This window comes from Aliivibrio sp. EL58 (assembly GCF_900312675.1).
Lineage (GTDB): Bacteria > Pseudomonadota > Gammaproteobacteria > Enterobacterales > Vibrionaceae > Aliivibrio.
The window spans coordinates 1,044,682-1,069,606 of sequence record NZ_OMPC01000009.1 but is presented as its reverse complement, the minus strand read 5'-3'; the positions used below and the strand labels follow the sequence as shown (position 1 = coordinate 1,069,606).

The window sequence follows — 24,925 nt, the reverse complement described above, 5'->3', positions numbered from 1 at the left end:
CAGTAAAGAATTAATAAAAAGCAGCGCATGTCGCTGCTTTTTTATTATTAAAAACGGACGATAATGATGAACAATTTTCAGCTAGAACAGCTATTAAATAAAGAGCTTAAACCTCAATTAATTAAAGACTATTGCCCAAACGGATTACAAGTCGAAGGCAAATCTGAAGTCAAAAAAATCATTACAGGTGTAACCGCTTCACAAGCATTAATTGATGCCGCTATTGAACAAAATGCAGATGCTTTGCTCGTTCACCACGGTTACTTTTGGAAAGGTGAAAGTGAGTCAATTAAAGGTATGAAGGGCAATCGTATTCGCTCTTTAATTAAAAATGATATCAATTTACTTGCGTACCATCTTCCTTTAGATATTCACTCAACATTAGGTAACAATGCAGAATTAGCACGTTTATTCGCTATTTCAAATGTGGAAGGGCTAGAAGCAACTCCTCAATCTATCGCAATGAAAGGGGAGTTTGACGTTGCGTTATCTGGCGAAGAATTAGGCGCACGAATTGGTCAAGTATTGAACAGAGCCCCTCTGCATATAACACCTGATGTTGATAAAGAGATAAAAACGGTAGCTTGGTGTTCTGGTGGTGGACAAGATTACATTGAGTTAGCTGCACAGCAAGGGATTGATGCGTTTATTTCTGGCGAGGTATCTGAAAGAACGACGTATATCGCGCGTGAATTAGGTATTCACTATTTTGCCGCAGGTCATCATGCGACCGAGCGCTATGGTGTTAAGGCTCTGGGTGAATGGTTAGCGAAAGAGCATGGTTTTGATGTGAAATTTATTGATATTGATAATCCAGTATAGTTTCTATTCTTGAACAATAAAAAAGGTTGATGCTAATACATCAACCTTTTTTGTTTATAAGTCTAACGATTTAAATCCGATTCTGAATTTAAGTTCTAACTTATTCACGCTCATGAAGTGGTTTAAACTCACGAAGCTCTTCACCTGTGTAAAGTTGACGCGGACGACCGATACGGTTATTTGGATCACTGTGCATTTCGCTCCAATGTGCAATCCAACCAACAGTACGAGACAGTGCGAAAATAACAGTAAACATAGACACAGGAATACCAATCGCTTTTAAGATAATACCTGAGTAAAAATCTACGTTTGGATATAGCTTCTTAGAAACAAAGTATTCATCAGAAAGCGCAATACGTTCAAGTTCCATTGCAACATCTAGCAGTGGATCTTTAATGTTTAGTTCTTTTAGTACTTCGTGACATGCTTCACGCATTACTGTTGCACGTGGGTCATAGTTTTTATAAACACGGTGACCAAAGCCCATTAAGCGGAAAGGGTCATCTTTGTCTTTTGCTTTTGCAACGTACTCATCGATATTGTCAAGAGAACCAATTTCTTCAAGCATGCGTAAACACGCTTCGTTTGCACCACCATGAGCAGGTCCCCATAGAGAAGCAATACCTGCAGCAATACAAGCAAATGGGTTAGCGCCAGAAGAGCCCGCTAAACGTACCGTTGATGTTGAAGCATTTTGTTCGTGGTCAGCATGTAGCGTAAAGATTTTATCCATAGCACGAGCGACAACAGGGTTCACTTCGTATTCTTCACATGGATTGGCAAACATCATATGTAAGAAGTTTTCAGCGTACGTTAAGTCATTACGCGGATAGATAAACGGCTGACCAATAGAGTATTTATAACACATTGCAGAAAGTGTCGGCATCTTAGAAAGCAATCTAAATGCTGCAATTTCGCGGTGCTCATCATTACTAACATCTAATGAGTCATGGTAGAAAGCAGCTAATGCACCAACTACACCACACATAACGGCCATTGGGTGGGCATCACGACGGAAACCATGGAAGAAACTTGAAATTTGCTCATGTACCATTGTATGGCGAGTGACAATTTCTTTAAACGTTTCGTACTCATCACGGCTTGGCGCTTGTCCGTTAAGTAGTATGTAACAGACTTCTAAGTAATCTGCATTATTGGCTAATTCATCGATAGGGTAACCACGGTGCAGCAATACACCTTTGTCGCCATCGATATAAGTTATTTGAGACTCACAAGATGCAGTGGCAAGAAAACCTGGGTCAAATGTGAAGTAACCACTTGCTCCTAGTTTACGCACATCGATCACTTCAGGACCGATAGTTCCATCCATGATTGGCATGTCGATTGGGGCTTGTCCTTCAATGTGAAGAGTTGCCTTTTTATCTGCCATAACATTCTCCTTTTGTTATATTTTTATTTTATCCCGGATATGAGAGTGACAACTTTGTACCCATTACACAACCTAATGTCAATTTTTGTGCGCTTATGTGTGCACTTGTTTATATTTTTAATGAAAAAAAAGTTAATTTTCTGTGGTGTGATGTAGGTATTATTTATAGGTTTGTAATCAGATGTTTCACATCGTATACTGCGGCTGAGTTTCTGGTCTGTCCCTTATGTAATATAGGGTTAACGTGATTTTCATCTCCTTAATAATAGAGTTTGATTTACAAAAAAGCTTATAAAAAGAGATGTTGCTCACAATGAAAGTTACGAAAATGTTAAATTTAACTAGCTTTTGATAGATCAGAGGTATCTATAACAATAATATGCTCAATGGAGCTGAGTGAGCCCCTTGTGAAAGTTAAAAAGTCAAGACCTGTCAATCTAGATCTACAAACGATCCGTTTTCCATTAACGGCTATCGCTTCAATTTTACATCGCGTAAGTGGTGTAATTACTTTTGTTTCTGTTGGAATACTGCTTTGGTTGTTAAACCTGTCGCTTTCTTCACCTATTGGATTCGCACAAGCCGCCGATCATATTGATGGTTTTTTTGTGACATTTATTATGTGGGGAATTCTGACCGCCCTTGCTTATCATATTGTGGTAGGTGTTCGTCATTTAATGATGGACATGGGTTACTTTGAAGAGCTTGAGTCTGGGACTCATAGTGCAAAGGTTGCATTTGCAATTACAGCGGTATTATCACTTTTAGCAGGAGTATTGGTATGGTAGCTAACGTATCTTCCTTCGGTCGTAATGGTGTACACGATTTTATCTTAATTCGTGCTAGCGCGATCATTCTTACCCTATACACAGTATATATCGTCGGTTTCTGCGCATTTGGCCCAGAGCTTACCTATCTATCATGGACAAATTTCTTCGGTGGCTTGTTCACAAAAGTATTTACTATGCTAGCGCTTCTTTCCATTCTTATCCATGCATGGATTGGCTTATGGCAAGTACTTACTGATTATATTAAACCTGTGATGTTGCGTGCTCTGCTTCAGCTTGGTTTAGTGTCAGTTCTTTTGGGATATTTCTTCTCTGGTTTAGTTATTGTGTGGGGTGTGTAGTGAGTATTGCTGTTAGAGAATTTGATGCAGTTGTAATCGGTGCTGGTGGTGCAGGTATGCGAGCTGCACTACAAATTTCAGAACAAGGTCTATCATGTGCCTTGTTATCAAAAGTATTTCCAACTCGTTCTCATACCGTATCTGCTCAAGGTGGTATTACTGTTGCTCTAGGTAATGCACACGAAGATCATTGGGAACAACATATGTATGATACGGTTAAAGGTTCTGATTATATCGGTGACCAAGATGCTATCGAATACATGTGTAAAAACGGCCCTGAGTCTGTTATTGAATTAGAAAAAATGGGATTGCCTTTTTCTCGTTTTGAAAACGGTACAATTTATCAGCGTCCGTTTGGTGGCCAATCTAAAAACTTTGGTGGTGAGCAAGCAGCACGAACCGCTGCAGCAGCAGACCGTACAGGTCATGCTTTGCTTCATACCTTATACCAACAAAATATTAAGCATAAAACGACCATCTTTTCTGAGTGGTATGCGCTTGATTTAGTTAAAAACGAAGATGGTGCCATCTTAGGTACAACTGCACTTTGTATGGAAACAGGTGAAGTATGCTACTTCAAAGCTAAGGCAACGATCTTAGCAACTGGTGGTGCGGGTCGTATTTACGCTTCTACAACTAATGCGCACATCAATACTGGTGATGGTGTTGGTATGGCTATTCGTGCTGGCGTTCCAATGCAAGATATTGAAATGTGGCAATTTCACCCAACGGGTATCGCAGGTGCAGGGGTTCTTGTAACTGAAGGTTGTCGTGGTGAAGGTGGTTACCTACTGAATAAAGATGGTGAACGCTTCATGGAGCGTTATGCTCCAAACGCGAAAGACCTAGCAGGCCGTGACGTTGTTGCTCGTTCAATGATGGTCGAAATCCGTGAAGGCCGTGGTTGTGATGGTCCTTGGGGGCCTCATATTAAGCTTAAATTGGATCACCTAGGTAAAGAAACGCTTGAGTCTCGTTTACCTGGTGTGTGTGAGTTATCTCGTACCTTTGCTCACGTAGATCCAGTAAAAGAACCAATCCCAGTTATTCCTACTTGTCATTACATGATGGGTGGCGTACCAACACAAGTATCAGGTCAGGCGATTAAACAAGATGCCGCTGGTGCTGATGTTGAAATTCAAGGTCTATTTGCATGTGGTGAGATTGCCTCAGTATCAGTACATGGTGCTAACCGCTTAGGTGGTAACTCTCTGCTTGATTTAGTGGTATTTGGTCGTGCAACAGGGCTTCATTTAGGTGAAACACTGAAGAAGCAAGCCGAAGCTAAACCTGCAACTGATGCCGATATTGAAGCTTCTCTTGAGCGTTATAATCGTTGGGAAAACAGTACGGGTGGTGAAGATCCAGTTCAAATCCGTAAAGATTTACAACAATGTATGCAAAACAACTTCTCTGTATTCCGTGAAGGTGATGCAATGGCAAAAGGCCTTGAAGAGCTTAAAGTGATTCGTGAACGCCTTAAAAATGCTTACCTAGCTGATAAATCAACAGAATTTAACACGCAACGAATTGAGTGTTTAGAGTTAGAAAATTTGATGGAAACGGCATTTGCGACGGCAGTTGCAGCAAACTACCGTACAGAAAGTCGTGGAGCGCATGCTCGTTTTGACTTCCCTGAGCGTGATGATGCGAATTGGTTATGTCATTCAGTGTATAACCCTGAGACAGAATCGATGACTAAGCGTGGTGTGAACATGGAGCCTATCCATCGTGAAGCATTCCCACCTAAAGCACGTACGTACTAAGAGGGCAGAAAGATGAAATTAAATTTTTCAATCTACCGTTACAATCCGGATGTAGATAATGCTCCTCACATGAAGGCGTATACGTTAGAAGTGGAAGAAGGCTCTGACATGATGGTGCTTGATGCACTTATCCTACTTAAAGAGCAAGATCCTACTTTGTCATTCCGTCGTTCATGCCGAGAAGGTGTGTGTGGTTCTGATGGATTGAACATGAATGGTAAGAATGGTCTAGCTTGTGTTACGCCATTATCTGAGTTGATTGGTAAAGGGGATCTTGTTATTCGCCCATTACCAGGGTTACCAGTTGTTCGTGACCTGATTGTTGATATGGGTCAGTTCTATGAAAACTATGAGAAGGTAAAACCTTTCTTAATTGATGATGGAGCAACACCACCTTCAAGAGAAAACCTACAGTCTCCTGAAGAACGTGAACACTTAGATGGGTTATATGAATGTATTATGTGTGCATGTTGTACAACATCATGCCCATCATTCTGGTGGAACCCTGATAAATTCATCGGACCTGCAGGGCTTCTTGCAGCTTATCGTTGGTTAATTGATAGCCGCGATACGGCGACAAATGAACGTTTGTCTAATTTAGACGATGCTTTCAGTGTTTTTCGTTGCCATGGCATAATGAATTGTGTAAGTGTATGTCCTAAAGGGTTAAACCCAACAAAAGCAATTGGCCATATTAAGACAATGCTATTGAAAAAAGCGGTATAACCATACTCCCTCAACTTACTTATTGATTTAGTAAATATTATTAGGCAGTAAGTAAGTTGAAGTTTATAAGCCCGGCACAGAAGACCGGGATAGACGTGAAACTACTGGATTAAGGGAAAATAATGCAGAATAGCGTGATGAAGGCATGGTTTGAGTCTTCACATTTAGCTGGCGCTAATGCAACGTACGTAGAAGACCTCTATGAACTCTATCTCAGTGACCCGGAAATCGTTAGCGATGAATGGAGAGAAGTTTTTGATACGCTTCCAGTCGAAAATACTGGCGCATCAGAGCAAGCTCATTCCCCTGTACGAGATTATTTCCGTCGTCTTGCGAAAGAAACAAAGCAAGTTAGTGCTCAAGTTAATGATCCAGATGTAGATGCTAAGCAAGTAAGAGTATTGCAGTTAATTAATGCATACCGTTTTCGTGGTCACCAAAATGCAAATTTAGACCCATTAGCACTACAACAACATGAATATGTTGCTGAATTAGAACCTTCTTTTCATAATTTGAATGACGAAGATTTCTCAGAAACATTTAACGTTGGTTCTTTTGCTTCAGGGCAAGAGACAATGAAACTTTCTGATCTGTATAACGCATTACGTGGCACTTATTGTGGCTCTGTTGGTGCGGAATACATGCATATTACTAATACAGAAGAAAAGCGTTGGATCCAACAGCGTTTAGAATCTGTAGCGGGTAATCCTGTTTTTACAGCACAAGAAAAATTAACGTTCCTTGAAGAGCTAACGGCTGCCGAAGGCTTAGAGCGTTATTTAGGCGCTAAATTCCCAGGTGCGAAGCGATTCTCATTGGAAGGTGGCGATGCCATGGTTCCTATGGTAAAAGAAATCATTCGCCGTGCTGGTGAAAATGGTGGTCGCGAAGTTGTTATCGGGATGGCTCACCGTGGTCGCTTGAACATGCTGATTAATGTTCTAGGTAAAAAACCACAAGACTTATTCGATGAATTTGCAGGTAAGCATGGCGAATCATGGGGTACTGGTGATGTTAAATACCACCAAGGCTTCTCTTCAGATTTTGCTACCCCTGGTGGTAATGTTCATTTAGCCCTTGCATTCAACCCATCTCACCTTGAAATTGTTAACCCTGTTGTTATTGGTTCTGTTCGTGCGCGACAAGACCGTTTAAATGACTCAGCTGGTGATAAAGTTATTCCAATTACTATTCATGGTGATTCTGCAATCGCGGGTCAAGGTGTGGTAGCTGAAACATTCAATATGTCTCAGGCTCGTGCATTCCAAGTGGGTGGTACGATTCGTATTGTTATTAATAACCAAGTTGGTTTTACAACATCGAATCCAAAAGATACACGTTCAACGCAATATTGTACTGATATCGCTAAAATGGTTCAGGCTCCAATTTTCCATGTAAATGCGGATGATCCAGAAGCGGTTGCCTTCGTTACTCGTATTGCTTTGGATTACCGCAATGAATTCAAACGTGATGTAGTGATTGATTTAGTATGTTATCGCCGCCATGGTCACAATGAAGCTGATGAACCAAATGCTACGCAGCCTTTGATGTATCAAAAAATCAAAAAGCACCCAACACCTCGTAAAATTTATGCGGATATGTTGGTTGCCCGTCAAGAGCTTGAGCTGGAAATAACGACACAATTGATCAATGAGTACCGTGATGCGCTTGATCATGGTGAAGTTGTAGTGAAAGAGTGGCGACCAATGCAGCTACATAATGTGGATTGGACTCCTTTTATTGGTCATGACTGGAACATGGAATGGGCAAATGAATTTGATAAAGCGCGTCTAGTCGAGCTTGGCCAACGTGTTTGCCAGTATCCAGAAAGTCACAAGTTGCACAGTCGCGTAAATAAAATGTGTAATGACCGAACTTCGATGGTTGCTGGTGAAAAAGCCATTGATTGGGGTATGGCTGAAACATTAGCGTATGCAACGTTGGTTGATGAAGGTAAGCGTATTCGTATTACTGGCCAAGATTCTGGTCGTGGTACATTCTTCCATCGTCATGCTGTTCTTCATAATCAATCTGATGCAAGTACTTACGTACCATTAGCGAATATTCATGATAAACAAGGCCCATTTGAAGTGCATGATTCAGTACTTTCAGAAGCCGCAGTGCTTGCTTTTGAATACGGCTATGCAACAGCAGAACCTGGCGGTTTAACTATTTGGGAAGCACAATTCGGTGATTTTGCTAACTGTGCACAAGTAGTTATTGACCAATTTATCTCATCAGGAGAACAAAAGTGGGGCCGTATGTGTGGTCTAACTATGTTGCTACCTCATGGTTATGAAGGTCAAGGTCCTGAGCATTCGTCAGCAAGGCTTGAACGATTTTTACAAATGTGTGCAGAACAAAACATGCAAGTGGTGGTTCCATCGACGCCTGCGCAGGTGTATCACATGTTACGTCGTCAAGTTGTACGTCCAATGCGTCGTCCGCTGATTGTTATGTCACCTAAATCATTATTACGTCACCCACTGTGTACTTCATCATTAGAAGAATTAGCGGAAGGAAACTTCCAACCAGCAATTCCTGAAATTGATGCTTTAGACCCAGCACAAGTGAAACGTGTCGTATTTTGTTCTGGTAAAGTTTATTTTGATCTATTAGAGCAACGCCGCACTAATGAGCAAAGTGATGTTGCGATTGTTCGTATTGAACAGCTCTACCCATTCCCGAAAGAAGATGTAGAAGCTGCAATTGCACAATACACGAATGTTGAAGATTACGTTTGGTGTCAAGAAGAGCCTCAAAACCAAGGCGCTTGGTACTCGAGCCAACATAACTTCCGTTCAGCATTACCAGATAATGCAATCTTACATTATGCAGGACGTCCAGCGTCTGCCTCTCCGGCAGTTGGCTATATGTCAGTGCACGTGAAACAACAAAAAGCGTTAGTTGAAGACGCTCTGACCCTAAATAAGAACTAGAAAGTATAGGAAAACGGATATGACAATCGAAATTCTGGTTCCAGATTTACCTGAATCTGTAGCAGACGCTACTGTAGCAACATGGCATAAAAAACCTGGTGATGCAGTTGAGCGTGACGAAATACTTGTAGACATTGAAACGGATAAAGTGGTTCTAGAAGTACCAGCGCCTGAAGCTGGTGTACTAGAGGCTATTTTAGAAGAAGATGGTGCAACGGTTCTTTCTAAGCAATTACTTGCGCGTCTTAAGCCAGGTGCAGTTGTTGGCGAACCAACAAAAGATGTAACAAATGATACTCAACCATCTCCAGATAAGCGCCATACAGCGTCTTTATCTGAAGAGAGTAATGATGCGTTAAGTCCTGCTGTTCGTCGCCTATTGGGTGAGCATGACATTGCTTCTTCTGATGTGAAAGGTACTGGTGTTGGTAGTCGTATTACTCGTGAAGATGTTGATGCTCACATTGCAGCATTAAAAGCGGCACCAAAAGCAGAAAAAGCAGCGGAAGTGCCAGCAGAAGCGTTAGCACATCGCAGTCAAAAGCGTGTACCAATGACGCGTCTTCGTAAAACAGTAGCAAGACGTCTGTTAGAAGCGAAAAACAACACAGCAATGCTAACAACGTTTAATGAAGTAAACATGAAGCCAATCATGGAACTTCGTAAACAGTATCAAGAGCAGTTTGAAAAGCGTCACGGTACACGTTTAGGCTTCATGTCTTTCTATGTGAAAGCAGTAACTGAAGCACTTAAACGTTACCCTGAGGTTAACGCATCAATTGATGGTGATGATATTGTTTATCATAACTATTTTGATATCAGCATGGCGGTCTCTACACCGCGTGGTTTGGTAACTCCAGTACTAAAAGACTGTGATGCACTTGGCTTTGCTGATATTGAGAAAGGCATCAAAGAGCTTGCAATCAAAGGTCGTGACGGAAAGTTAGCGGTTGAAGATTTGATTGGTGGTAACTTTACTATCACAAATGGTGGTGTATTTGGTTCGCTTATGTCGACCCCAATTATTAACCCACCACAAGCAGCAATTCTAGGTATGCATAAAATTCAAGATCGCCCAATGGCGGTTGACGGAAAGGTAGAAATTCTACCAATGATGTACCTTGCATTATCTTACGATCACCGTCTTATTGATGGTCGTGAGTCGGTAGGTTTCCTTGTAACGATTAAAGAGTTGCTTGAAGATCCTGCTCGTTTACTGCTAGACGTTTAATAGTAAACTTTTAGTTATAAACAAAGGCTGCCATGCTCACGGCAGCCTCTTATTCAACTTCATTATTGGATAAAAATAGAAAGATGCCTTAGAGCGTCTTAGGACATTAAAAATTCCCATTAAAGGGAATAACATAAAATGGATAGAACATAATGAACTTACATGAATATCAAGCAAAGCAACTGTTTGCTGAATATGGCCTTCCTGTACCTGAAGGTTACGCATGCGATACAGCACAAGAAGCTTTTGAAGCAGCAGGACGAATCAGCACTGCTAAGAAAGTAGTAAAATGTCAAGTACACGCCGGTGGCCGTGGTAAAGCGGGTGGTGTTGAACTGCATGATACAAAAGAAGGCGTTAAAGAGTTCGCTCAAAAGTGGCTAGGTAAAAATCTAGTGACTTTCCAAACGGATGCTAACGGACAACCAGTAACTAAAGTTTTGGTTGAAGAAGCATCAAATATTGCAAACGAATTATATTTAGGTGCGGTTGTTGACCGTGCTACGCGTCGTATCGTTTTCATGGCATCTACTGAAGGTGGTGTGGATATCGAGAAGATTGCTGAAGAAACGCCAGAGTTAATTCACCAAGCAGCGATTGACCCACTAGTAGGTCCTCAAGCTTTCCAAGGTCGTGAATTAGCATTTAAGCTTGGTCTTGAAGGCGATCAAATTAAGCAATTTGTTAAGATCTTTTTAGGTCTTGGCAATATGTTTGCTGAGTACGACTTAGCTCTACTGGAAATTAACCCTCTTGTTGTGACAGCAGAAGGTAATCTTCTATGTCTAGATGGTAAAATTAACATTGATTCAAACGCAATGTACCGTCAACCAAAACTGCGTGAAATGCATGATCCATCTCAAGAAGATGAGCGCGAAGCGCATGCTGCACAGTGGGAACTAAACTACGTTGCTCTTGATGGTAGCATTGGTTGTATGGTTAACGGCGCTGGTCTTGCTATGGGCACAATGGACATCGTAAATCTACACGGTGGCCAACCTGCTAACTTCCTTGATGTTGGCGGCGGTGCGACAAAAGAGCGAGTAACTGAAGCGTTCAAAATTATTCTATCAGACAGCAATGTTAAAGCCGTTCTAGTAAACATCTTTGGTGGTATTGTACGTTGTGACCTAATTGCAGATGGCATCATTGGTGCTGTTGAAGAAGTGGGTGTAGAAGTTCCTGTTGTTGTTCGCCTTGAAGGTAATAACGCACCACTTGGTTCACAAAAACTGGCTGAAAGTGGCCTAAATATCATTGCTGCTACTTCATTAACTGAAGCGGCTGAAAAAGTTGTTGCTGCTGCGGAGGGCAAATAATGTCTGTACTAATTAATAAAGATACAAAAGTTATCTGCCAAGGTTTCACTGGTGGTCAAGGTACTTTCCATTCTGAACAAGCTCTTGATTACGGTACAAAAATGGTTGGTGGAGTATCACCAGGCAAAGGAGGTCAAGTTCACCTTGGTCTTCCTGTATTTAACACGGTTCGTGATGCTGTTGAAGCAACTGGCGCAACGGCTTCTGTTATTTATGTACCGGCTCCTTTCTGTAAAGATGCGATTCTTGAAGCAATCGATGCGGGCATTAAGCTTATCGTAACAATTACAGAAGGCATTCCAACACTTGATCTTCTTGACGTTAAAGTTCGTCTAGATGCTGAAGGCGTAGTAATGATTGGTCCTAACTGTCCGGGTGTTATCACTCCTGATGAATGTAAGATTGGTATCATGCCTGGTCACATTCATAAGAAAGGTAAAGTTGGTATCGTATCTCGTTCAGGTACGCTGACTTATGAAGCAGTTAAGCAAACAACAGATGAAGGCTTTGGCCAATCAACGTGTGTTGGTATCGGTGGTGATCCAATTCCTGGTTCAAACTTCATTGATATCTTAAAACTGTTCCAAGAAGATCCAGAAACAGAAGCAATTGTAATGATTGGCGAGATCGGCGGAACTGCGGAAGAAGAAGCAGCTGAGTTTATTAAGCACAATGTTACAAAACCAGTTGTATCTTACATTGCTGGTGTTACTGCTCCTCCTGGTAAGCGCATGGGCCATGCCGGTGCGATTATTTCTGGTGGTAAAGGTACGGCTGAAGATAAGTTTGCAGCACTTGAAGAAGCAGGCGTTAAAACAGTAAAAAGCCTTGCTGATATCGGTAAAGCACTTCGTGAAGTGACTGGTTGGTAATCATTTAAACCAAGACATGAATGAAGCAAAAGCCATTTATAGAAATATGAATGGCTTTTTTGTATCTGTTACCTTATGAAATATTTGCTTACAAATGTGGTGAGAGAAAAAAGTATAAACAATAATCAATCCTTTGATAAGATTCGGCGCTTTTCTTTCTCAGGATACGCCTCATACCTATCTAAGTAAGTATATGATTTATTAAATTAATCAGAGCACTTGCTCAGTCCGTATAACAAAACTCAAGAATGAATAGCACTTAATGCCAATTTTAATATTGGTATAAATTATTAATAGTTATTTTATTTGAGAAGACACATGCAACTTAATACTACAACTAAGTATGTCATTATTTATCTGATTTTTTCTGCTGCAATGTTTGGGTCTATTATTATGGGCGCATACAACGTTAGGTATACGTTAGAAACAAACAATGTAACAAGGCTAGAAAACTTACTCACAAACGCTAAAAATACGATTGCGACTCTAGAGCAAAAAGTGGTTTCAGGTGAGTTGGATGAAGATAAAGCAAAGAAATTAGCTAGTGAGTTAATGCAAAGTTACGCATACTCGGATAATGAATATATTTGGATGACAGATGAAAATTTAGTCTTCTTAGCGGCACCTTTAGATCCTCAAATTATCGGCCAGTCATTTGAAAGCATTGTTAGTCTTGAAGCAAAAAGTCATATTATCAGTAACCTTACTGTAGCAGGGCAAGTTATTACCTACTCTTGGTTTACAACTCGCGAGAACATAACAACAGAAGTAAAATCTATAGCAGTTAAAACCAAGCATTGGAATTGGTACTTAGGCAGTGGTGTTCAAGAGAAAAAAGTAAATGACACTTTTAAAGCTTTTCTTCTTGAGGGGTTAGCCATTGGTTTTATTGTTAATGTATTTATTGGGCTTGTTATGTTTTTTGCGGTTCGAAAATATAACAAAACACTAGGCAATGATCCTGAGATTATTTTAAATGTTATTGATCGTATTTCTCGTGGTGACTTAACACATATAAATGCCACAAACAGTCGTCATATTGGTATTTATGGGCGTGTTCTTGAAATGGCGCAAAACATTAAAGAACTAGTGACAGATATTAATAAGTTAACCCTTGAGTTAAGTGAATCGTCTCATCATTTATCTTCGTCAGCTCATACAATGAATATCAGTATGAAAGCTCAAATGGATCAATTAGGGCAAGCGGCTGTAGCGACAGATCAAATTGTGGTTAGTGTTGATGAAGTAACTAAAAGTGCCATTCAGGCTTCTGATTCGGCTTTAGAAGTTAATCATACTTCAAGTCATTGCATCAATACTATTGGGAATATGAATAGTGATATGCAGGCATTAGCAGTTAATATTAAAGATGTTTCATTAGTCATTGCGAATCTACAAGTCAAAACCGAGAACATAGGCAGCATACTAGATGTGATCCGTAGCATTGCAGACCAAACTAATTTGTTGGCCTTAAACGCGGCGATTGAAGCAGCAAGAGCGGGAGAGAGTGGAAGAGGTTTTGCTGTTGTTGCTGATGAGGTGAGATTGCTTGCAAGTAGAACCCAAGACAGTACCGCGCAAATATCGACTATGATTGCAGAGTTGCAAGATGAAGCCGTAAAATCAGTAACCTTGATGCAAAGTAATTCGGATGATGCGCATCAAATTGCGGAAAAAACGGTAGAGACTCAACATACAGTAAGTTCTATTTTTGAGTCTGTTGCAATCATTCAAACAATGAATAGCCAAATTTCAGCATCTGCAGAAGAGCAATTAACCGCAACATCGAGCGTTAACCAATTAATTGCAGAAATTAATATTTTTGCGAAAGGAAATGCATCAGATGTAGATGCAACTGAACAGCAGTCGGAGAGATTAGGTTTGATGGCTGATAACTTAACAGTGATCGTAAGTCGATTTAAGCTTTAGATGCTATAGATAAAGCAATACTGCAATAGGCAGTATTGCTTTGTTTTATAGAATTAGGTACGTGCTTTTTTTAGTTGAGATAGCATAAATATAGCAGCACCAGAAACAACTACAGAAGGGCCTGCTGGAGTATCGTAATGCCATGACAGAGCTAAACCTGCAATAACAGCAATACAACCAAAAATAGAAGAAAGCAAAACCATTTGCTCTGGCGATCGAGAAAAACGTCTCGCGGTTGCCGCAGGAATGATCAGTAATGAAGTAATGATTAACGCGCCTACAAACTTCATCGAAATAGCAATGACTAATCCAACCATTAGCATCAAGACTAAACGCATTAAATCTACATTTACTCCCTCAACTTGAGCCAACTCTTCACTAATTGTTGATGACAGTAGTGGTCTCCATACGATGTATATCAAGCCTAAAACAATGATAACGCCAGTATAGATATACACTAAGTCGTCATAAGTAACGGCAAGTAAATCACCAAACAAATAAGACATTAAATCAACTCGAACATTATCTAGAAAGCTAACTGCAACTAAACCTAACGATAGGGAGCTATGGGCTAAAATTCCAAGCAAGGTATCAGTTGCGACTAACCGTTGTTTTTGTAATGTCACTAATAATAATGCGATGGCAACACAGCAGACAATCAAGGCTAAATTTAAATTGATATCGAATAAAAAACCAAGCGATAGGCCAAGTAGAGAAGCATGAGCAAGGGTATCACCAAAATACGCCATCTTTCGCCATACGACGAAAGAGCCCAATGGACCTGCAAGTAATGCAATACCTAATCCAGCTAAAAGAGCTGGAAGTAAAAACTCAATCATGATGACGCCTTTTTATTTTTATTGCAGCATGAGCCATCACTTGGCTCACCAGATAAATCATGGTCATGGCGATGGTCATGATGATAAAACGCGAGTTGTTGATCTCGTTGCTGACCAAATAATGCAATATATTTAGGATGTTTAGAGATAGAAGAAGGTGCACCAGAACAACAAATATGGTGCTGAAGACAAATTACTTCATCTGTTTTTGCCATTACAAGGTGTAGGTCATGTGAAACCATAAACACAGCACAATTAAAACGATGGCGAATAGATTCAATTAACGCATATAAGCTAATTTGTCCTTGAATATCGACACCTTGAGCTGGTTCATCAAGAACAAGTAAATCAGGGCGTTGCAATAAAGCTCTAGCAAGTAGTACACGTTGTGACTCTCCACCAGATAATTTATGCATATTAGAGTGAAGTAAGTGTTCAGCCTCGACTAGCTTTAATGCATCAAGGTGCTCTTGCTGACTGTATTTTCCTGCTAGTTTTAAAAAACCTTGAACAGTAAGAGGAAGAGAATCATTTAAGTGCAGTTTTTGAGGTACATAACCGATACGTAATTTTTTTTCTCTTTTAATTAGGCCGCTAGTAGGTTTTTGTAAACCGAGAATAGCCTTCACTAAAGTTGATTTTCCCGCACCGTTAGGGCCGATCAGGGTAATGATCTTATTTGGTTCGATAGATAATGAGATATTATCAAGAACATGGCGGCCATCAAAGACAACGCAGACATCTTGTAAAGTAAGTAATGCAGTCATTTTTTAATAAGAGTCATTTGCAATTAGTAAGTGTTATAATGTAACATTTTAGAAATCCAATCGCCATCACATTTTTTAAGAGAAGCTCATGAGTAAAAAAATTCAATTTATAGCCTTGTGTTTATGCACTTTATTAGGGGCTCAAGCCCAAGCGATGACAGTGTTGTCTTCAGTGAAGCCTATTCACTTAATTGTGCAAGAATTAACACGTGGTGTATCAGATTCTTCTTATCTTGTACCTCAAAGTGCTTCTCCTCATGATTATGCATTACGCCCTTCAGATATAAAGAAAGTCAAAAAAGCAGACATGATCATTTGGTATGGAAATGATTTAGAACCTTTTTTAAGTAAAATATTAGAAGATCAAAAAAATGTAGTGACGATTAGCCAGTTTAGTTCGGTTGATTTTTTCCATTTTGATCAACATGGTCATGATGCTCATGGTGAAGACGATGGTCATCATCACAATACCGACCCGCACTTTTGGTTAGGTCCAAAGGAATCATTAGGTGTCGCAAAAGAGATAACCGTACAGCTGATTAAAAAGGATCCATTGAATAAAGAACAATATCAGTCTAACCTTGCTGTGTTTGAAAATAAGTTAACACAGGCAGTGAAGACAATTTCAGACCAACTTAAGCCAGTGCAAGATAAAGGATACTTTGTATTTCATGATGCATATGGCTATTTTGAACGTTATTTTGGAATGAATAACTTGGGGCACTTTACGGTGAGTCCGGATAGAAAACCGGGTGCAAAAACTTTGATTAAGATAAAAAAATCACTTTTAAATCAGCAAGCAGTATGTGTCTTTGCAGAACCTCAGTTTGAACCAGCAATTGTAACAACAATTACCAGAGGTACTGAGGTGCATAAAGGTGAACTAGATCCTTTAGCGATACAGCAAGCAGATGAAGAGGGTGCTTATTTTATATTTTTATCAACCATCAGTAATGAGTTATCACGTTGTCTAAGTCAATAAAATATAAAGAAGTTATAGCAACTAGATTGGGTACGCTATCTAAAAGGCATAAGTTTGTTCTATTGTCTTTATTCCTATTTACTTGCGCTATTTTTATCTGGAAACCAACACATAGCTTACAGAGTACCTCTTCTGTTTCAAATAGAAATGAGGTTTCTTTATCAAGCGAAAATCTTCAAACATTAGCAGATCAAAACAGTGAACCAGTAGGTACGATTTTTGAACCTAATGATCCTGAATTTAATGCGCCTAAAGATGAACTAGATGAACAACTAGCCGCAAAAGATATCTTACATTCTCATACTGTAGCTTCAGGTGAGACATTAGGTGCTATTTTTAATCAATATGCATTGCCAATGTCTGATATGTATTCACTGCTTGAAGTGAATAAATCAGCGGCAAATATGCGTGTCGGTGTTGATTTAGAATGGCAACAGGATGAAGATGGAAAATTAACTGAGTTAAAAATTCATCGTAATATTAAAAACACTGATGTTTACGCTTGGAATGGAAACCAGTACACCTTTGATCAAGTAGAAGAGAAAGGTGAAATTAAACCGGTATTTCTAGCAGGTAGAGTGACCAGTAATTTTTATAATTCAGCACGAGCAGCAGGTCTAACACCTGGTCAAATTCAGATACTAGCGAAGCAATTACAGTGGAAATTTGATTTTGGCAAAGAAGCGCGTAAAGGTGATAAATTTGCGGTAGAAATCAATAGAGAGTTTATTGATGGTAAAGCCGTGTCATCTGGTGATGTAGAAGCGGTATTGTATAAAAATGGTAATAGAGAAATCACATTACTTAAACATACCGATGGACATTATTATGATGTTCAAGGACGCAGTTTGAACCGAGCATTGGAACGTTACCCAACACATCAACGTTTTAGAGTTAGTTCGCCGTTTAATCCGTACCGTAAACACCCAATAACAGGGCGTATTTCACCACATAACGGAACCGATTTTGCCGCTCCTGTAGGAACTGCTGTTTACGCCACAGGTGATGGTGTTGTTGTGAGAGCTTTACATCACCCTCTTGCGGGTAACTATGTGATTATCAAACATGGGCGTGAGTACATGACGCGTTATCTTCATTTAAGTAAGATTTTAGTGAAGAAAGGGCAGAAAGTATCAATGGGAGATAAGATTGCCTTAAGTGGTAATACTGGTCGCTCAACTGGCCCTCACTTGCATTATGAGCTAATTAAAAATGGCCGTGCAGTAAATGCATTGAAAGTCCCATTACCTCAGGCATCCCCTGTTGCTAATGCGGAAAGAGCGCACTTTAAACAGCAAGCCCAATTAACCATTGATGCGTTACGTGATCAAGTTTAAGAATAGTTAATTAACCTCAATTAAAGCCCTTTTTATTTTTTGAATAAAAAGGGCTTTTGTTTTTTCCTCTCGCCAACATTGATAATCGAATTTCCTTCATTGCTATATAGGTAGACTTTTTCTATCATATTGAATCCTTTTATTTTTTATCTCAAGGCGAGTAGATGTCTTTATTCAGAATACTTATGCTAAGTATTTTTATCTCTTTCTCTACTTTTACTTCTTCTTTTGCAAGCAATACGATTTTCTATCCAATGCCAATTCATACTGATGGTCAGTATATAACAGCTCAGCAGCTTTTTTTGCGTGATGATGGTGCGGTTTGGATGTACGACGTGTATGGACAAATTCATTTATTTGATGGACAAAATATTCTCACCTTAGGTGAAAAATCAGATACACAACTTCCAAGAGAAATTTCATATCTTGATGATAAGTTTTGGTTTATCAAAGAGAATAAAATTCAGAGTTGGTCTAATCAGACCGGTTCCAATATTGAATTTGAGCTACCATTAGGCAGTAAACAGCGCAGCTTACACCAAAGTAATGGCGTGTTTTGGGGGCATGATGGAGAGCAATTTTTCATTTACGAGCCTGAAGATGAATCGTTTATTAGCGCGAATATTGTAGATTCGAATACCAGTTCTATTATTAATGAAATAGAAATAACGGACGCTATTTACATTGATAGGCGTTGGCTAGTGGCAACTTCAGAAGGACTATTTGAATTTGATCAGGTAACAGAAACGTATACCCCGTTATTTTTGGGGCAGTACATTGATGCTATTTTTTATTCAGAAGAAAAAGATCAAATCATTCTTGGTACACATGACAGTATTTGGTTAACAGAGCTAGCTGAAGAGAAGCTAACGATTGATCGCAAGATACCAATCAAAAAATCGTTATTGTCGTTTGCTGAGACAAATGAATCATTTTGGTTTGGAACCGATAATGGTTTATATAAATGGAATTTTTCAAGCCAACAACTTGAATACTTTCAATCGATTGTTCGAGATGATTACTCACTGGAAGGCAATAAAATTTATGCCTTACTCGAAGATAAGAATAATGGGGTTTGGGTTGCCACCGATAATGGTGTTAGCTATTACTCTGATGGCAGTCGATTATTTTCTCGTATTCGCTATAAAGAAGCGAATGGGAGACTAGATGTGAATGAAATAACCGCTATTTTGCAGACCCCAGATGACAATGCCTGGTTTAGTTCTACGACGGGATTATTTTGGATAAATTCGCTGGACTTACAATCTACTATTCATGAAGTAATATCACATCATGTAAATGATCTTAGCTATGGACAAGGTTTTGTATGGGCTGGGACGACAACTGGTGTTTATCAAGTTGATAGAAAGACAAAAGAAATTAGCCTGCCAAAGGGGCTTGAGGGAATTAAGAGTAAGAATATCGATAACTTGCTAATGGATTCTTCCGGTATTTTATGGTTTTCCAGTAATGATGGTTTATACAAATATAATACCAAGACCACTCAGTTGATGGACTTGGGTTTTTCTTGGGTTTTAGAGAAGAAATATTCTAGTAAAATTACTCATTTATATGAAAATAAAAATGGCCAACTATCTATTGGTACTAATATGGGTATGTATCGATACGAAAACGGCGCCCTGACATTTGATTACGTCTATGTTAGTGCTGGTAGCATTCTTGATATGGTCGATACTGAATATGGAAATTCATGGATAGTAAGTAACTATGGTTTGCAGATCAGTGAGCAAAATAAAGGGAGAAGAGACATCCCATTATCTGCAAAATACACGACGCCTCATTGTGTATTATCTACCAGCAATGGAGTCTGGTTGTCATCAAGTAAAGGTCTTTCTTTATATACTCACCAAGGTCGTTTAACCAAGCACTTTGGTAGTCAAAGAGGGCTCATTAATAATGAACTATTAACTGGGCTATGTTCTATTTCATCTAATGGAACAATGATGTTTGTGAGTAAAGATGGTCTTTTTTTAGCGAATGAACAAGAATTACTTGAGTATCAAATCACCAAACCACACGTTGTTTTTAGTCAGATTAATATCGATCATTCTACCATTAGCTATGGTTCTGATAAAAAGCGCTTAGAACCTATCCCGTATGGGGCAAGTATCTCTTTTTTATTCGGGGTTTTACCTGAGTTTCAAAACACGGCTCTTTCCTACCAGTTAGTTGGTGCTAGTGATACAACATGGCAAAATATTGATGGCAACTCACTTATTTTTGATTCTTTAAAACCTGGAAAATACACCTTAAGAATTAAGCCTCGTAATATTGGTCAACGAACAAGCCAAGTCACCGAGTTTTTATTTTATGTAGAAGTCCCTTGGTTTTTCGCTCCTTGGTTCATATTTTCAGTGTTTAGTTTTCTTCTGCTTAGTGTGGTTGGTATTTACTTTTGGCGATCAAAAGAGATTAAAAAAAGTAATGAGCGATTGAAAAAACGAGTAGAGCGGAAAACACTTCAGTTGAGTAATCAAGGTAAGGTATTAATATCAAGCAACCGACAATTACAGAAGTTACTTACAGTGAGGCAGCATGTAATATCTGAAATGGCAGAACAAGTAGAGCAACCAATCAGAGAAATCCAAAGTAATTTACAAAAGAGAGGGTCATTAACTAATTTGCTTCTGGCTAATCAATGTGAATACAGCTTAACGCTATTGAAGCAGTTAACGAATATTGAGCCTTTTGTGATGTTGCAAAAAAATAATCGAACCAATCAGGTATTTACACCGCTATTAAGGGCTGCAGTTAAGAGTTGGAAAGATGAGTATCATACAAAAGGCGTTGAACTCGATTTAGATGATAATTCAACGAGTTGCTCTGTCTTTGTTCAGCCATTATTGATTGATGCGATTTTTAATAATTTACTTTTCAATTTATTAAAAAGAAGCCAGTTTGGTGAGCAAGTGACAATACGTATTGATTGTCATGATCAGAGAGTAATCGCTTACTTCTTGAGTGAAGGAGATAGCATTAGTGTCGATGAATTAGAAGAGTTGAAGCGAGTAGATTTAACCGAGGTTATAGAAGTACTCAACCAAGCTTTAGGGCTTTCTTCTGTTAAGCAATTAACAGTACAAAATGGAGGCCACTTTGAAATCACAAAAAACACACTTGGTGAAAATGAACTGGCACTCTCTTGGCCTATTGCCAGCGATATATTGAGTGATAAAACGAAATATATAAAATCAGAAGGTAGTACTGCCGTTGAGAAAGACACACAACAGGAGTGGCTAATAGGTGTCTATCAAATAGTTGAAGATAATTATCATGATTCTGGGTTTGGTACTCGAGCAGTAGCAAAAGCATTATTTATTTCTGAACGAAACTTTCAGCGTAAATTTAAGATGTTCACTCAACGTTCATTTATGGAGTACTTGATTGAAGTTAAGCTAGAAAAAGCATGTGAGTTATTGATTTCAGGGAGTAAAGTTGCTGATGCGGCATTTGATTCAGGCTTTAATGACCCATCTTATTTTAGTAAACGATTTAAGCGTCATTATGGATTATCTCCAACACAATTTGTCACTGAAAATGAAGAGTGATGGGATTGAACTAAGAAAGATATAGATGAGAAAAAAGATCGCGACGTAGCCGGGGGGACTACGTCGCGGGCATCAAAGATACCTTCGCTTGCTGCCGAGGTAATAAGAGTAATCCTATCACCTCTATTAGAATAAAAATTAAGAGGTCTCCCTCTCGATGTAAATGACTATACGTCCCCACGCTTATTTTACATATCAAAATAACGACAATCCTCTAGTACAAAAGCGACAAGCTACTACTTCTTTGTGCAAGCTATTGATTTTAAGTTATTATTTTAATCTTGTCGGTTTTGTCTTATTTATTATTTATTTTAACGTCATTTGAGTTCAAGTGTTTTTAACGTAATTGACGTTAATTATTAATGTAATCCCGAAACTTATTTTTCTTTAAAATGGAACATTTATAGGGTTTTTGTCAATTTACTGACAAAAATTGATTTAGCGCAAGAAAAATGTAAGCGTAAGTTATAGAATGAAACGAAATAATAATGATTCTCACTATCGTGGAGCTTGAGATGAAACTAACGCAATTAGATAGCGGAAAAAAAGCCGTAGTAACAGATATGTCTTTATTACCAACAGATACAAGAAAGAAGCTAATGGTAATGGGGATGCTACCGCATACGGAAATCTCTATTTTGCGTAAAGCTCCAATGGGTGACCCATTACAAATTAGCGTAAGAGGTACTTCTCTCGCTATCCGTAAAAATTTAGCAGAACAGATCACAGTTAAGGAATTATAAGATGCAGTATCAAGTACTAACTGTAGGTAACCCAAACAGTGGTAAAACAACCTTATTTAATGGCCTAACTGGTGCTAAGCAACAAGTTGGTAACTGGGCTGGTGTAACAGTCGAAAAGAAAACAGGCAAATATACGTGTTCAGGTGATGAGTTTTTATTAACGGATTTACCTGGTATCTATGCGTTAGACAGTGGTAATGATGTAAATAGTCTTGATGAAACTATCGCTTCGAGAGCGGTTCTAACACATGATGCCGACGTTATTATTAATGTGGTGGATGCCTCTTGTTTAGAACGTAGTTTATATATGACGTTACAGTTACGTGAATTGGGTCGCCCAATGATCGTTGTACTGAATAAAATGGATGTATTAAAGCGTCAGCGACAAGTTCTTGATATTAAAGGGTTAGAGAAAAAACTAGGCTGTCCTGTACTTGCTCTTTCTGCTAACAATAATGGCCAAGTTCATAAATTTAAAGAAAAACTCCATAAATCTATTGCTCAAGGCATAAAAATGGCTCCGCTTGAGTTGACGTATGGTGAGCAAGTTGAGGCGGCAATAGAGGAAGCGTCATCATTATTTACAAGTGATTATGCATCAAGTCGTTCATTGGCTATTCGTGCACTAGAAAATGACGCGTTAGTATTGAATGCATTAGAAGCAGAAAAAAGAAATGCAGTGGCTAATATTGCTAATGTATTAACGACGCAAGTCGAAGCTGATTTTCATATTGCGGATTGTCGATACACATTTTTACATCAATTATGTCAGCAATTACGTCGTCAAGAAGGTGGTTTAAGCCATAGTGTCAGTGAGAAAATTGACCGTGTAATTTTGAATAAATGGATAGGTGTTCCTTTCTTTTTCTTTGTCATGTACCTGATGTTTATGTTCTCTATTAACATTGGTAGTGCATTCATTGATTTCTTTGATATTGGTGTTGGTGCATTACTCGTTGATGGTAGCCATTATTTATTAGATGGCCATTTGCCTGTTTGGTTAGTTACACTTATCGCTGATGGTGTTGGTGGTGGTATTCAAACTGTTGCGACATTTATTCCAGTAATCGGTTGTTTATACTTATTCCTATCTTTACTTGAAAGCTCTGGCTATATGGCTCGTGCGGCTTTTGTGCTTGATAAAGTAATGCAGAAGATTGGTTTGCCAGGTAAAGCGTTTGTTCCTTTGGTTCTAGGCTTTGGTTGTAATGTTCCTGCTATCATGGCAACTCGTACGTTAGAGCAAGAGCGTGAACGTAAACTGGCAGCATCAATGGCTCCATTTATGTCATGTGGTGCACGTCTTCCTGTTTATGCTCTATTTGCTGCGGCTTTCTTTCCAGAAAATGGTCAGAACGTAGTCTTTGGTTTGTACTTCCTTGGTATTTTAGCTGCGGTATTTACAGGCTTACTGCTAAAACACACTATTTATCCGGGTCGTAGTGATACGTTTATTATGGAAATTCCAGATTATGAATTTCCAACAATGCGTAACATCATGATTAAAACATGGCAAAAACTAAAGCGCTTTGTTCTTGGAGCAGGTAAAACGATTGTTGTTGTTGTAACTATTTTAAGCTTCTTTAACTCATTGGGTATGGATGGTTCATTTGGTAACGAAGATAGTGAAAACTCTGTGTTATCAAAAGCGGCTCAAATCGTGACTCCAGTATTAGCGCCGATTGGTATTCAAGAAGATAACTGGCCAGCAACGGTTGGTATTATTACCGGTATTTTTGCTAAAGAAGCGGTAGTCGGTACATTAAACAGCTTATATTCAGATCCTGCAGATGAAGGTGCTGAGTTTGATTTAATGGCAAGCCTTGAAGAAGCAGTTATGTCTATTCCTGATAATCTATCTGGTTTAAGCTACTCAGACCCTCTAGGTGTTGAAGTCGGTGACTTAACGGACTCTAGTGCTGTTGCTGAGGACCAAGGTGTTGCTGATTCAATTTTTGGTAATCTACAAGCTCACTTTGTGACTAGCGCAAGTGCGATGGCTTACTTAATCTTTATTCTGCTTTACACTCCATGTGTGGCTGCAATGGGAGCATATATGCGTGAGTTTGGTCGTCAGTACTCTTACTTTATTGCGGGTTGGACGATGTTATTAGCGTACGTATCGTCAACGCTGTACTACCAAATTGCGAATTTCTCTAATGCACCAATGACAAGCAGCATGTGGATTGCAATTTCGCTAATCGCAATGGCAGTGACTTATCTTGCCTTGAAACACAAGAGTAAAGAAGTAGAGCAACAAGAGGCAGCCTTAGTATGATTTTAACAGAGCTTAAACAGTACATTGATGAACAAGGTCGAGTTGAACGTATTACTTTAGCTAAGAAGTTCAGTATGAGTGAAGATGGTGTCGATGCAATGCTTGAGCTCTGGGTGAAGAAAGGGAAGTTAACTCGTGAGCTTATTGGGTGTGACAAGACTCAGTGCTGCCAAGAAGCAGAGCGTGTTTGGTATCGCCCTGTATACAAAGATGAGTTAATGACGACTTACATACGATAGTCGCCTAGCTTTATTAGTGTAACAAATAAAAACGAGAGCCAATTGGTT

At 39.2% G+C, this 24,925-nt stretch carries 19 protein-coding genes; 16 read left to right on the top strand and 3 right to left on the bottom strand.

Annotated elements, in window-relative coordinates:
- Positions 1-66 precede the first annotated feature (66 nt).
- Positions 67-822: a Nif3-like dinuclear metal center hexameric protein gene (locus tag ED622_RS15775; protein ID WP_122035652.1), complete on the top strand. Its 756-nt coding sequence runs from the start codon at positions 67-69 to the stop codon at positions 820-822.
- Between the two features lie 100 nt (positions 823-922).
- Here ED622_RS15775 and ED622_RS15770 read toward each other — a convergent pair whose 3' ends face one another.
- A complete protein-coding gene (locus tag ED622_RS15770; RefSeq protein ID WP_122035650.1) occupies positions 923-2,212 on the bottom strand; it encodes a citrate synthase in 1,290 nt (429 codons plus the stop codon).
- A 392-nt stretch (positions 2,213-2,604) separates the two neighbouring features.
- Between ED622_RS15770 and sdhC the strand changes: the two genes are divergently transcribed.
- From sdhC to ED622_RS15725, 9 genes are all read left to right on the top strand, one after another.
- Positions 2,605-3,000: a succinate dehydrogenase cytochrome b556 subunit gene (gene sdhC / locus ED622_RS15765; protein WP_162922560.1), complete on the top strand. Its 396-nt coding sequence runs from the start codon at positions 2,605-2,607 to the stop codon at positions 2,998-3,000.
- On the top strand, positions 2,994-3,341 hold the full coding sequence (gene sdhD, locus ED622_RS15760; RefSeq protein WP_122035645.1) for a succinate dehydrogenase, hydrophobic membrane anchor protein: 348 nt from the start codon (positions 2,994-2,996) through the stop codon (positions 3,339-3,341). The genes sdhC and sdhD overlap by 7 nt, the downstream gene beginning before the upstream one ends.
- Complete coding sequence (gene sdhA, locus ED622_RS15755) at positions 3,341-5,107, top strand: succinate dehydrogenase flavoprotein subunit (protein WP_122035643.1); 1,767 nt, start codon at positions 3,341-3,343, stop codon at positions 5,105-5,107. The genes sdhD and sdhA overlap by 1 nt, the downstream gene beginning before the upstream one ends.
- A 12-nt stretch (positions 5,108-5,119) precedes the next feature.
- Positions 5,120-5,833 carry a succinate dehydrogenase iron-sulfur subunit gene (locus ED622_RS15750; RefSeq protein ID WP_122035641.1) on the top strand — a complete coding sequence of 238 codons (714 nt, stop codon included), beginning with the start codon at positions 5,120-5,122 and terminating at the stop codon, positions 5,831-5,833.
- A 122-nt stretch (positions 5,834-5,955) separates the two neighbouring features.
- Positions 5,956-8,772 (top strand): 2-oxoglutarate dehydrogenase E1 component, encoded by a 2,817-nt coding sequence (gene sucA / locus ED622_RS15745; RefSeq protein ID WP_122035639.1) that lies wholly within the window; start codon positions 5,956-5,958, stop codon positions 8,770-8,772.
- A 19-nt stretch (positions 8,773-8,791) separates the two neighbouring features.
- Positions 8,792-10,003 carry a 2-oxoglutarate dehydrogenase complex dihydrolipoyllysine-residue succinyltransferase gene (odhB, locus tag ED622_RS15740; RefSeq protein ID WP_122035637.1) on the top strand — a complete coding sequence of 404 codons (1,212 nt, stop codon included), beginning with the start codon at positions 8,792-8,794 and terminating at the stop codon, positions 10,001-10,003.
- A gap of 152 nt (positions 10,004-10,155) precedes the next feature.
- Positions 10,156-11,322: an ADP-forming succinate--CoA ligase subunit beta gene (gene sucC / locus ED622_RS15735; protein WP_122035636.1), complete on the top strand. Its 1,167-nt coding sequence runs from the start codon at positions 10,156-10,158 to the stop codon at positions 11,320-11,322.
- Complete coding sequence (sucD, locus tag ED622_RS15730; RefSeq protein WP_122035635.1) at positions 11,322-12,194, top strand: succinate--CoA ligase subunit alpha; 873 nt, start codon at positions 11,322-11,324, stop codon at positions 12,192-12,194. Before sucC ends, sucD begins: the two co-directional genes overlap by 1 nt.
- Positions 12,195-12,512: 318 nt before the next feature.
- On the top strand, positions 12,513-14,123 hold the full coding sequence (locus ED622_RS15725; protein ID WP_122035634.1) for a methyl-accepting chemotaxis protein: 1,611 nt from the start codon (positions 12,513-12,515) through the stop codon (positions 14,121-14,123).
- Between the two features lie 53 nt (positions 14,124-14,176).
- Here the strand turns inward: ED622_RS15725 and znuB are convergent, their stop codons facing one another.
- Together znuB and znuC are read right to left on the bottom strand one after the other, a co-directional pair.
- The gene (gene znuB, locus ED622_RS15720) at positions 14,177-14,962 is read right to left on the bottom strand and encodes a zinc ABC transporter permease subunit ZnuB (RefSeq protein ID WP_122035633.1); all 786 of its coding nucleotides are present in this window, start codon (positions 14,960-14,962) and stop codon (positions 14,177-14,179) included.
- Positions 14,959-15,729 carry a zinc ABC transporter ATP-binding protein ZnuC gene (gene znuC / locus ED622_RS15715; protein WP_122035632.1) on the bottom strand — a complete coding sequence of 257 codons (771 nt, stop codon included), beginning with the start codon at positions 15,727-15,729 and terminating at the stop codon, positions 14,959-14,961. Before znuC ends, znuB begins: the two co-directional genes overlap by 4 nt.
- 88 nt (positions 15,730-15,817) lie before the next feature.
- Here znuC and znuA point away from each other — a divergent pair, with 88 nt between their 5' ends.
- The 6 genes from znuA to ED622_RS15685 all read left to right on the top strand — a co-directional run bounded on the left by znuA (position 15,818) and on the right by ED622_RS15685 (position 24,877).
- Positions 15,818-16,711, top strand: a complete 894-nt coding sequence (gene znuA / locus ED622_RS15710) for a zinc ABC transporter substrate-binding protein ZnuA (RefSeq protein ID WP_122035630.1) — start codon at positions 15,818-15,820, stop codon at positions 16,709-16,711.
- The gene (mepM, locus tag ED622_RS15705; protein ID WP_122036149.1) at positions 16,708-18,048 is read left to right on the top strand and encodes a murein DD-endopeptidase MepM; all 1,341 of its coding nucleotides are present in this window, start codon (positions 16,708-16,710) and stop codon (positions 18,046-18,048) included. Before znuA ends, mepM begins: the two co-directional genes overlap by 4 nt.
- A 164-nt stretch (positions 18,049-18,212) precedes the next feature.
- A complete protein-coding gene (locus ED622_RS15700; protein ID WP_122035628.1) occupies positions 18,213-21,617 on the top strand; it encodes a helix-turn-helix domain-containing protein in 3,405 nt (1,134 codons plus the stop codon).
- A gap of 515 nt (positions 21,618-22,132) precedes the next feature.
- Complete coding sequence (locus tag ED622_RS15695; RefSeq protein ID WP_045101569.1) at positions 22,133-22,360, top strand: ferrous iron transport protein A; 228 nt, start codon at positions 22,133-22,135, stop codon at positions 22,358-22,360.
- A gap of 1 nt (position 22,361) precedes the next feature.
- The gene (feoB, locus tag ED622_RS15690; protein ID WP_122035626.1) at positions 22,362-24,638 is read left to right on the top strand and encodes a Fe(2+) transporter permease subunit FeoB; all 2,277 of its coding nucleotides are present in this window, start codon (positions 22,362-22,364) and stop codon (positions 24,636-24,638) included.
- Positions 24,635-24,877, top strand: coding sequence for a FeoC-like transcriptional regulator (locus tag ED622_RS15685; RefSeq protein ID WP_045101571.1), 243 nt, complete (start codon positions 24,635-24,637; stop codon positions 24,875-24,877). Before feoB ends, ED622_RS15685 begins: the two co-directional genes overlap by 4 nt.
- Positions 24,878-24,925: the final 48 nt, after the last annotated feature.